This is a genomic window from Streptosporangium sp. G11 (genome assembly GCF_051192615.1).
In the GTDB taxonomy this organism is placed as follows: Bacteria; Actinomycetota; Actinomycetes; order Streptosporangiales; family Streptosporangiaceae; genus Streptosporangium.
This window is the reverse complement of the sequence record NZ_JBPJUQ010000150.1, coordinates 1-9,989: the sequence shown is the minus strand read 5'-3', so window position 1 is coordinate 9,989 and position 9,989 is coordinate 1. Positions and strand designations below refer to the sequence as shown.

Genomic DNA, 9,989 nt, shown 5'->3' with positions numbered 1-9,989 from the left:
CGCACGTCACGCACCGACGATGGCCTAACTACGTCCCCTGGCGGGGCCAAACGAATCAAGATCTACGAATGCAGTACCAGCGTGGCGGTCTGACCGGCATCGATGGACCACCCCACCACCCGGCGGGAGTAGACGTCCTCTGGCGACGCAGCAGTAGACCTTTCCTTCACGGGTGGGGTGTTCGGTGATGTCGGTAACCCACAGCTCGTTGGGGGCGCCCCGGGTGAACTGGCGCTCGACCAGATCCGCGGCGGTGGGTGTCTGATGAACAGGCCGGCGACGCTTATTGCCGGGCAGCCCCTTGATACCGGCGCGATGCATCGGCATGGCCACCGCGCCGTGTCCGACTGCGATGCCGCGCCCCAAGGTGAGCTCGGCGTGCACCCGCCGGCCGCCGTAGACGCTGTTGGATGCGGCGTGCACCTGCCGGATCTCATCGGTCAGCCAGGCATGCCGGAGCGTCCGGGCTGAGGGCGGACGGTTGCGCCAGGCGTAGAAGCCCGACTCCGACACGTCCATGATCCGGCAGCAGACCTGGATGGGTAGCCCTTCGGTGGCCATCACCGCGATGGCCTCGAATCGCCTTTTGGGGGCACCGCCTCTCTCAACAGCTCGGCGGCGCGCCTGGTCACGGCCAGCTCGGTCTCCAGCTCGGCGATCCGGCGCCGGGCCGCAACCAACTCGGTGTGGTCCGAGGAGGTGATGCCGGGTTTTTGACCGGTGTCGATCAGCTCCTGCTCGCGCCAGTTGTAGATCGTCTGGTCGCTGATCTGTAGATCGAAGGCCACTTGGCGGACGGTTCGACCGGCCTTCAACAGGTCTAGGACCTTACGACGAAACTCAGGGGGATATCTCTTCGACATGCCGACCTCTCCAAGGGGGCGGAGGCATGTAAGTCAACCAAAGCGACTCCACGAAAGCCGGAGTACATCAGCCGCTTCCAGGGCAAGTCGGACCCGATCGAGGCGATCCAGGCCGCCAAGGCCGCCCTGGCCGCAGACCGGACCGGCACTCCCAAATCCGGACGTTGGCCGGACGGCTACATCTGCCGGAACTGCGCCGATCGAGTGCTTCGCACCTGGGGCACCTGTCCCGAATGCGGTCAGGACCGCACTTGGAGTTGCCCCGGTAGGGAGGCGCGGGCGGCCGGAGCTCGAGTGCTCTCAGCGGTTCCCAGGCGCCGTCGAGTTCGAGCGCTTGGCGCGCTCCACGAGCCAGACCATGACGACGACCAGGACATTCATCACCATGAGGATGATGATGGAAGCGCCGGGCCCGGAGCCGACGGCACGGTCGATCACCGACGGGCCACCGCCTGCGAAGAGGCCATTCACGATGCCTGCGAGAACGTTATTGGAGACGTGGAATGCCATCGCGGCTTCCAGCCCGCCGCTGATCAGGCCCATGAGCGCTGTGCACGCGGAGAAGACGAACAGATAGCTGACGAGCCACGGGTCCAGGGACACGTGGACCACTGCGAAGAGCGCTCCGGAGACGATAATGCCGAACGCCATGGCGAGACGGATGCTACGGAACCAGGAGCCAGCAGCGGGGATGGCCGCTCCTCGGAAGACTATCTCCTCACCTGCCGACTGCAGAGGGATGGCGAGAAGAGTGGCGATGAGGATGGCGACGGTGGATGCCCCGATCTTGAATTCCCCCATCCCGGTAGACCCCGGCTCGATGAGTGCCGTCACGATGGTTGTAAGACCGACCAGGCCCGCAGATCCGAGGAGATAGACCCCGACGCGGCGCCAGTCGAAGGTGCGGGTGTGACGGAACACCGCCCGCCACGGCACCCTCGCCATCTTCGAGACCAGTATCGTCGCGAGCAACGCGGTGATGGCGGTGCTGAGGCCCGTGGCGACGATCGTGAGCGGTGTGAGTGCAGGCTTGTTCGGGTCTGCCGGGCCTTCGATCAGGACGACCGGTTGGAACACGATGATCTGGACCAGGAGCAGCATCGCCGGTATCGCGATCAGGACGACCAGGGACTTCCAGCGCGCCATGCGGAAGTGGACGCCGAACGGACGTTCGGGCAGTGTTCCAGGCAGTGCGACGGCTGCGTCACCGGCGTGAAGAGGAGCGGCGTAGCCCTGCTCTACGGGCCCCGTCACTGTTCGGCTCCCGACCAGCGCGATCCGCCGTCGCCGCCCGTGACGACTGGTGCCTGCCCCGCTGCAGCCCGGCTGATGGGTGCCGCGGGGTCGGGTCGGGGATCCGCGCTCTGGGGCCCACAGGGCTCTGGTGTGCGCACGATGAACAACCTTTCTTGAGGAGGGATCGATTGATCCGCTCTTGAGTAGAAAATCTGCCGTAGAGGCAAACACAAACGGTCAACGGTGTGGCCGCAGGAAATACTGGGCCGCTTACTACCGCGCCCCCCGGAGCATCCGGGGATCTCTAGACAGTCGAGGTCTGCGCAGGAGCCCCTGCCGCCCTCGGCGTCAGAACCGTCCCTGTGCGTCGAGTACGGATCGCCACGACGATGACGGTGCCAATGACGAGCGGAACAGGGATGAGGACGCTCAGGTCGATCGCGCCGGCGGAGCGGTCGGTAGCCACGGTCGGGTCTACCTGGAGCGCGGCGTCGATGACGAACTGCGTAGCGTTGTACACCGCATGGAGCACGACGGCGATCTCGAGCCCGCCGGTACGCCAGGTGATCCACGCGGTGCCGACCGCGAAGACGATGTACCAGAGGTTCAGCAACCCGCTCGTGGAGAAGTGAACGCTCGCAAAGAGCACGCTCGAGATGATGATGGCGAGCACGAGCCCGAGGCGAGCATTGCGCGTCCAGCTGCCCACGACGCGGAAGATGAGACCGCGGAAGCCGTACTCCTCGCCCGCGGCCTGGAACGGCGTCAGGACGAGTGCCGTGGCGGCGAGAAGCAGGGTGTCGTGCCATGCCCAGGTCGTCTGCGGCAACGGCGTCCAGTAATACACGATCTGGAACACGACAATCACCGGAAGGAGGACCACGAGGGCGCGGCCGAAGACGTCGAAGCGGAAGTGCGACAGCACCGAGGACAGCGACCCGCCGCGCACGCCGTAGAGCCAGCGCTGGATCAGCATGCTCCACGGGATCAGGAGGGCCACGGACAACGCCCCCGCGGCGTTGACGAGCGGGGTGTACCCCTCCCTGGCCTCGGTGCCGATCGCCGAATCGATGAGGGTGGCGATGATGGCGAGCGCAAAGATGAAGATCTGCATGCCCCCGAGGAGGAGGGCGATGGCGAGGATGCCTCGCCCGATACGGCGTTTGTCGCTCACGAGCCCACGGTGGTACTCGACAGGCGTGATGGGGTGTTCCATCATGTTCTCTCTGTTCTTAATGGGTAGACGTTCTTAACGGGTGGACGCGAGGTCGGTATGGCGTGAGTCGTCAGACGCCGATGCCGTCGAGGAGCCAGTTGCATCTGAGGTGGAGGACACGCTCCGAGACCAGTCCCGCTCAGCGTCGCGCACTCGATCCACACACTCCAGGGGCGGCACTGCCAATATCCGCGAGGATGGTGACACGCCCACCTTTCGTCGTTGTGAGTACTGGCTGCAATGCCGAGGCATCTCGGCACTTTCCCAGTTGAAACCGTGTCCTTGGGACCGGGTCAAGTCTGAGACAGGAGGCGGCCTGGCGCGCCACGAGCGCCGGAACCGCCTCCAGCTCAGCGACAGACCGGACTACGCGCCGGCACCGTCGGTGGTTGGCGTGGCCAGCAGCTGCAGCTCCCACGCGAGCGCGACGCCGGTGGCGCCGCCGTGCTCGAAGAGGATCGGCCCGAGCTGGTTGGCCGTCTCCTCGCGTGCCCAGTCGCGCTGCCACTCGCTGGACACGACCAACCAGGTGACCGGGACGACGCCCGCGCGCTCCATGCGGCGCACCGCCATGTCGTGCGCCTCGGCGCTGACCCCGCCGCTGGCGTCCGTGACGACGAAGACGTCATACCCGTCGGCGAGGGCGTGAATGGCGGGCATGGCGACGCAGATCTCCGTCCACAACCCCGCGATGATCAGCTTCTTGCGCCCGGTCTCCTCCACGGCCTCGACCACACGACGGTCCTCCCAGGTGTTGATGGAGGTGCGGTTGATCGGCTTCTGGTCAGGGAAGACGTCCTGGATCGCCTGGATCAGGTGGCCACCCCGCTCCTCGATGACGGTGGTCAGGATGGTCGGCACGCCGAACACCTTGGCGAACTTGGCCAGGCCGACGGTGTTGTTGATGACGAGCGTCGGTTCGTGGCTGTGGAGGTTGGCGACCTGGAAGGGCTGGTGGTCGATGAGCACCAGGACGCTCTCCTCGGGGGTGAGCAGTGCGTCGAGTCCGACCTTTGGGGTACGCGTCACGATGATTCCTTCTGTGTGATGGGGTCGATCGCCAAGAGGAAAGGGCAGGCTCAGAGCTGCCAGGCTGTGCGGGAGGCCGTTCGGTCACGCCGACCGGGACCGGTTCCGGGCATGCCGGACCGGCGTCGGCGGAGTGGGGCGGAGTCCCTCCCGTGGCGTGACCCGACGCTATGGCGGGCGTCCAGGACTTGTCCCGACGCCCGACGATAGGATCTGTCCATCGATATTGGCCCGCGCCTCCTGCGCTACTTCCTGGCCGTGGCCGAGGAGCTGCACTTCGGCCGCGCGGCCATGCGGCTCTACATCTCCCAGCCGTCCCTGAGCCATCAGATCCGTAAGCTCGAGGAGATTCTCGACACGCCGTTGTTCGTGCGCTCCAGCCGTCGGGTAGGGCTCACCGCTGCGGGGCGGACTCTGATCATCCTCACACATATGCGCATTACCGCCATCCGTGCGCATCCGCCTCGGGGAACGGCGCCGCAGCGCGCGAGGGATGATGCGGCTCAGGTCAGTCGCTGACGACCCGGTCGGACTAATCGCGCTGGGGACTACGTGCCCGGGGCTACTTGCTGTCGATTCGGCCGAGTGCCGCACCGGTCTCAGCCAGCGCTGCGGTGGCCTTCGCCCATCCGGTACCGGCCGGGTCCAGCGCGCTGCGCAGGTAGGCGGTGGTCAGTCGCTGCAGGACCGCGACGCGCTCCGGGTTCTCGTCGGTGGTCTCGGCGGCTTCCCAGCTCGGGATGCCGCCCAGGGAGTGCTCGGCGCCGAACAGGGTCAGCAGGTCGGTGGCGCCCGGGCTGTGGGCGTAGGCGTCTGTGAACCAGTCCGGGCCGCGGCTGGACATCTTCGACTGATCGTGGTCGCCGGCCACCACGAGCGTGGGCGTGGTCAGCTCGGTGAACGATGGGTTCATGAACGGGAAGTGCTCCTGGGCGAACGGGTGCAGCTCTTCGCCCCTGATCCCGGTCGCGGCCAGCAGCACGCCGGCCTGCACGCGCCGGTCCGCGTAGTCCTGGCCGGCCTTGCCCGTGCTGTCGAGGACGCGGGCGCCGAGCAGCATCTGCACGGTCTGGGCGCCCCAGGAGTGTCCGGCCGCGACGACCCGGTCCCGATCGACCCGCCCGGCAAGGCCTGGCACCGTACGTTCGATCGCCTCGAGCTGGTCCATGGCTCGCACGAGGTCGGCATGCCGCTCGGTCCAGACGTGGCCGAACCCGGGGTCGTCGAACCCGATGCCGTCGCGACGGGAGTCCAGGTGCGTCGGCTGGACGACGACGAACCCACGAGACGCCCAGAAGGCCGTCAGGGGTGCGTATCCGTCGAGCGACCACCCGTTGCCGTGCGAGAACAGCAGCACCGGCAGGTGCTGCCCGGTCACGGGGGCAGAGACGCGCACATCGAGGGGGAGCGCTCGCCCTGGCGCGTCGAGGCGCACCGGGGCGATCGAGATGACTGGGGCACCGGGACCGACGACGGCGTCGAGCATATGGACGATCGGGGTGTCGGCCGTTGCGGGAGTACCACTCATGGGGGATCACTCGTCCTTTGCGTTCGGGGCCCCCGCCGAGGACAATTTAAGCGGAGCGTCGCTCCGAAACAATACGGAGCAGCGCTCCATTTCGCAAGTCTCGACGGAGGTTCCCATGACGACTCCCGGTCCTGCCGGCTCGACACCCCGCGCGAAGCGCGTCGATGCCAGGCGCAACGAACAGACCTTGTTGGAGGCCGCCGCCGCTGTTTTCGTGACGGACGGCGTGGACGCGCCTGTGCGGCTGATCGCCGAACGCGCGGGGGTGGGCATGGGGACGATCTACCGGCACTTCCCCACGCGTCCCGCATTGGTGGCGGCGGTGTATAAGCACCAAGTGGAAGCGCTGGCGGAAGCAGGCCCTTCACTCCTGCGTGAGTCCGGCGACCCCGGGGTCGCCCTCCAGCGATGGGCGGCCGGCTTCGTCGACTTCCTCGTAACCAAGCACGGGCTCGCCGGCGCTCTCGGGTCCGACAAGGAGGGCGTGAATACCCTGCATCAGTACTTCGTCGACCGGCTCGTCCCGGTCTGCGACGCCCTGCTTGACGCCGCGCTCGAACCGGAGGCCACCGGGCGAGTGTCCGGGTACATGCTCATGCGCGGCATCGGCAACCTCTGCATCGGCGGCGGCAACGACCCCCACTATGACGCCGCCCGCCTGGCCGCCCTTCTGGTGACAGGGGTGCTCACCGGGGCACGGCACGGCCGCGGCTCGGACACGATCGCTCCGGAAGACGACTCCAACCCGCCGCGCGACAAATAGTGACCCGAACACCGATCACGGACGTCGCACTCGATCCGGCGGCTGCACTATCGGTGAGTTGTCGGTTCGCTGATCGGAGAAACGGCGGCGCCAGGGCCGGCCGTCCGCTCCAGCGTGGCAGTCGCCAGTGTTGCGATCGCTCTCCGGTGGTCAACGGCGGCTGCGCGGCCGCCGCTGTGGCAGCGCTGTGGTCGGCGAGCTCGCGGGCGGGTGCAGGCCCGACGGGAGGAGTCAAGCGGGATTTGTGTCGTCCTCGGCCGCCTGTGCGAGGCCCAGTTGCTGGTGCGCGAGGATGCTGGCCCGGGTGAGCACGTCGATCTGTGCGGTGTTGTAGAGCGCGGTTACGGCGTCGATGAACGTCTGCTGAGTGGCGTGCTCACTCTTGGACAGGCGCTCGGCAGGGTTGTTCAGCCACGGATAGTCGATGAGGTTCTGGGCGATGAGCGGTGCAAGTCTCTCGGCGAGGCTCTGCCGGGTGGCCTCGTCCGCGTCCGGAGGAAGGGCGTCCACCTCCGCGTTGACGGGATCGGTGTCGGTTTCCGTCATGCGCTGCAGGTCTTTCAGAGCGTCGTCGTCATACAGCCGGGTGTAGACGTGGATGAGGGAGGTGTCGGCCGCGGACAGGTGCCCAGCGGCGGACTCGAAGCCCGCCGGGGTGTCAGCCGGCACGCCATCGCGCAGAATGACGGCGATGTCGGAGCGGGCCCTGCGCAGGCGCTCCATCTCGGCGGCGAGCTGGGCGTCGACCTGGCGCAACACCTCCAGGGGAACGTCCCCGTTCGACGTCGCCACGCCGATCTCGGACAGGGGCACCCCGAGCTCCACAAGGCGGCGGATGCGCAGCAGGCAGACAAGATGCGGTACGCCGTACTGCTTGTATCCGTTGTACCGGCGCTCCGGGTCCTCGAGCAGGCCGAGCCGGTGGTAGTGCCGGATGGTGTTCACCGTGGTGCCGGCGAGCTCGGCGAGTTCTCGGGTGCTCCAGGCCATGTCTGTCCCTTCCTGGATCACATCGGACACGGATGCATGTCGTGGCCGACGCCTGGAGGTCCACGCGATGATCCCGATGCGGGTCCACGGGATTTGACGTGATCCCACCGTCGAGTCAAGTCCACAGGAGAGTTCTCGACACTGTGTTCCTATCGGTCCTCGCGGGCACGATAGCACAGCGGATGCGGTTGCGTCCACGGAGGTGATGTGCGAGTTTTCCCAGGTGGCAGGCGTGGCGTCGTGAAATGAGGACGGCCGTCGCGTGATCCTTCAGGTTGCTAAACCAAGATCGAAGGAGCACGGAGCGATGACCGTGAACAACAGTGTGGACCCCGCCGGGTGGCTGGCGGAGCAGATCCGGCAGGGCGATCCGGATCTGTTGCGATCCATGGAGTCTCAATGGAGAAGTCAAGGGGCCTGGATGACCGGCGGAGCGGGTGTGAAGAGCCGACCGTCTCGCAGGAGGGCCCACAGTACGTTCACCCGTCGTCGGGCCAGGGCGATCAGAGCCTGCACATGCTTGAAGCCCTGACGACGTTTCTTCAGGTAGAAGTCGCGGTTCGGGCCTTCCCTGACGATGCTGGTCTGAGCGGAAAGGTAGAAGACACGGCGCAGGCGGCGGCTATAGCGCTTCGGGCGATGAAGATTGCCGGTGCGGCGTCCTGAATCGCGGGGCACTGGAGCCAATCCCGCGGCCGAGGCCAGGTGGCCGGCGTCGGCGTAGGTGGCCATCTCACCTGCGGCAACGATGAACTCCGCCCCCAAGGTGGCACCAATGCCGGGCATCGACTCGATGATCTGCGCCTGTGGGTGGGTATGAAACGCCTCGGTGATCTGCTTGTCGAGCTTGTTGACCCGCTCGTCCAGGGCCAGCAGCTGGGTTGCTAGATCGGCAACGATCTGTGCAGCGATGCTCTCGCCGGGCAGGGTGGAGCGCTGGGCGTCTGCCGCTTCCAGTGCAGTGGCCGCGACCTGTCCTGCTGCCCGGACACCACGTTTGCGCAGCCACGCCTCGCCCCGGACCTGCCCACGCCGGCGCAGCGCGGCCGGGGTCTGGAAACCCGACAGCAGCACCAGCGCACCCTTGTGCGCGGAGTAGTCGAAAGCCCTCTCCAGCGCGGGGAAGATGCCCATGAGCACATCCCGCAGCCGGTTGACCATCCGGACACGGTCGGCCACCAGGTCGCTGCGATGGCCGGTCAGCAACGCCAGATCGGCGACCAGTTGCGCGGGCACGTCGATCGAGGCGAGATCACGCCGCAACCGGGAAGTTTCAGCGATGACATACGCATCGCGAGCATCGGTCTTGGCCTCACCTCGATAGGCCCCGGCCATTCGGTGAACGGTCCGGCCAGGCACATATGCCAGCTTTTGGCCATGAGCAGCCAGCACCGCCAGCAGCAGCGCGGAGGAGTTCCCGCGGATGTCGACCGCCCACTGCAGTGACTGCGCCAGGCTCAGCGCCTCGCCGATCCCTTCCACGATCGCAGCCTCATCGTTGGCGATCTTCTTCGACCAGATCTGGGTGCCGTTCTCATCAACGGCGACGCCCCAGTGATGAGACTTGCCGGCATCAATCCCAACCCAGACTCGGGGCCGCAGCCCTTGTGCGTGTTCCATGCACCGCTCCTCACCACCGGGGAACCTGTCTTTGGCCCGAGGAGCACCCTGCCGTCATCTCCGTAAACAGCGACTGAAACGCACATCTCAATCAGCGGTCAGGGCGTCCCGGAGAGCCGGGCGGCCACTCCATGGAAGCCACTGAAGGCAGAAGACACATCGGCCACACCCGGCCCTCCCGGACCGCTTAACAACTTACGGTGAAGACCATGGCCGAGACGCCGGTGTCGGCCGAGGCCGACGGTGTGTGCGGCGCTGAGTACGGCATGCGCAGCGAGGAACGCACCAACCGACGCAACGGCTACCGAAGCCGCGAGTGGGACACCCGCGCTGGCGTCGGCCTGGAGTTCCTCACCGGAGAGCTGCAGGGCTCCCATGACCCGCTTGTCACCTGGCACACCCTGCCCACCTTCGCCATGCGCAAGATGATCGAGTGGAAGGTGCCGGTCCGGCCCGCCGAGCCGGAGACGTACCTGCACGTCTGGCAGGTGACCGCGCACATGCTCGGCATCAAGGACGAGTACGTCCCCGCCACCTAGGACGCCACCTAGGACGCCGCCTACGCCCAGTCCGGCCAGATCCTGCCCCGCGACATGGGCCCGACGCAAGAAAGGCGGCCCGGAGTCACGGGCGCCCGGGCCACTTGAGGGAGCAGACATTGACGGTACGGGTCGAGAACTTCGGGATCTGGATGAGCCTGGATCTCGGTGCGATCCGTCCGTTCGCGAGGCGCTTCACCCGGTA

10 protein-coding genes and 1 pseudogene are annotated in these 9,989 nt (G+C 66.7%); 3 read left to right on the top strand and 8 right to left on the bottom strand.

Translation table 11 applies throughout. From position 1 onward, the window contains the following. Positions 1–24: 24 nt before the first annotated feature. The 5 genes from ACSDR0_RS47755 to ACSDR0_RS47735 form a co-directional block, all read right to left on the bottom strand. Complete coding sequence (locus ACSDR0_RS47755) at positions 25–561, bottom strand: IS3 family transposase (protein ID WP_435295632.1); 537 nt, start codon at positions 559–561, stop codon at positions 25–27. After that, positions 561–863, bottom strand: coding sequence for a transposase (locus ACSDR0_RS47750; RefSeq protein ID WP_435295631.1), 303 nt, complete (start codon positions 861–863; stop codon positions 561–563). Before ACSDR0_RS47750 ends, ACSDR0_RS47755 begins: the two co-directional genes overlap by 1 nt. A gap of 300 nt (positions 864–1,163) precedes the next feature. Continuing rightward, the gene (locus ACSDR0_RS47745; protein ID WP_435295630.1) at positions 1,164–2,117 is read right to left on the bottom strand and encodes a CPBP family intramembrane glutamic endopeptidase; all 954 of its coding nucleotides are present in this window, start codon (positions 2,115–2,117) and stop codon (positions 1,164–1,166) included. Between the two features lie 286 nt (positions 2,118–2,403). Beyond that, a complete protein-coding gene (locus tag ACSDR0_RS47740; RefSeq protein ID WP_435295629.1) occupies positions 2,404–3,273 on the bottom strand; it encodes a CPBP family intramembrane glutamic endopeptidase in 870 nt (289 codons plus the stop codon). 408 nt (positions 3,274–3,681) lie between these two features. After that, positions 3,682–4,344, bottom strand: a complete 663-nt coding sequence (locus tag ACSDR0_RS47735; RefSeq protein ID WP_362692617.1) for a hydrolase — start codon at positions 4,342–4,344, stop codon at positions 3,682–3,684. 213 nt (positions 4,345–4,557) lie between these two features. Here ACSDR0_RS47735 and ACSDR0_RS47730 point away from each other — a divergent pair, with 213 nt between their 5' ends. Next, on the top strand, positions 4,558–4,863 hold the full coding sequence (locus ACSDR0_RS47730; RefSeq protein WP_435295633.1) for a LysR family transcriptional regulator: 306 nt from the start codon (positions 4,558–4,560) through the stop codon (positions 4,861–4,863). Positions 4,864–4,906: 43 nt separating this feature from the next. On the opposite strand, the gene ACSDR0_RS47725 is transcribed toward ACSDR0_RS47730, so the two are convergent. Further along, positions 4,907–5,872, bottom strand: a complete 966-nt coding sequence (locus ACSDR0_RS47725; protein ID WP_435295628.1) for an alpha/beta hydrolase family protein — start codon at positions 5,870–5,872, stop codon at positions 4,907–4,909. Between the two features lie 115 nt (positions 5,873–5,987). On the opposite strand from ACSDR0_RS47725, the gene ACSDR0_RS47720 reads away from it, so the two are divergent. Beyond that, entirely contained in the window at positions 5,988–6,635 is a 648-nt protein-coding gene (locus tag ACSDR0_RS47720) for a TetR/AcrR family transcriptional regulator (protein ID WP_435295627.1), read from the top strand. 231 nt (positions 6,636–6,866) lie between these two features. On the opposite strand, the gene ACSDR0_RS47715 is transcribed toward ACSDR0_RS47720, so the two are convergent. After that, a complete protein-coding gene (locus tag ACSDR0_RS47715) occupies positions 6,867–7,625 on the bottom strand; it encodes a MerR family transcriptional regulator (RefSeq protein WP_435295626.1) in 759 nt (252 codons plus the stop codon). A gap of 408 nt (positions 7,626–8,033) precedes the next feature. Next, positions 8,034–9,245 (bottom strand): IS110 family transposase, encoded by a 1,212-nt coding sequence (locus ACSDR0_RS47710; RefSeq protein WP_435295625.1) that lies wholly within the window; start codon positions 9,243–9,245, stop codon positions 8,034–8,036. Between the two features lie 200 nt (positions 9,246–9,445). Between ACSDR0_RS47710 and ACSDR0_RS47705 the strand changes: the two are divergent. Next, positions 9,446–9,628: pseudogene (locus ACSDR0_RS47705) on the top strand (transposase); the annotation flags it as partial. Positions 9,629–9,989: the final 361 nt, after the last annotated feature.

Coding starts and splice junctions, on each gene's coding strand:
- ACSDR0_RS47725 (WP_435295628.1), bottom strand. CDS start 5,872: ATGAGTGGTACTCCCGCAACGGCCGACACCCCGATCGTCCATATGCTC.
- ACSDR0_RS47715 (WP_435295626.1), bottom strand. CDS start 7,625: ATGGCCTGGAGCACCCGAGAACTCGCCGAGCTCGCCGGCACCACGGTG.
- ACSDR0_RS47750 (WP_435295631.1), bottom strand. CDS start 863: ATGTCGAAGAGATATCCCCCTGAGTTTCGTCGTAAGGTCCTAGACCTG.
- ACSDR0_RS47710 (WP_435295625.1), bottom strand. CDS start 9,245: ATGGAACACGCACAAGGGCTGCGGCCCCGAGTCTGGGTTGGGATTGAT.
- ACSDR0_RS47755 (WP_435295632.1), bottom strand. CDS start 561: ATGGCCACCGAAGGGCTACCCATCCAGGTCTGCTGCCGGATCATGGAC.
- ACSDR0_RS47720 (WP_435295627.1), top strand. CDS start 5,988: ATGACGACTCCCGGTCCTGCCGGCTCGACACCCCGCGCGAAGCGCGTC.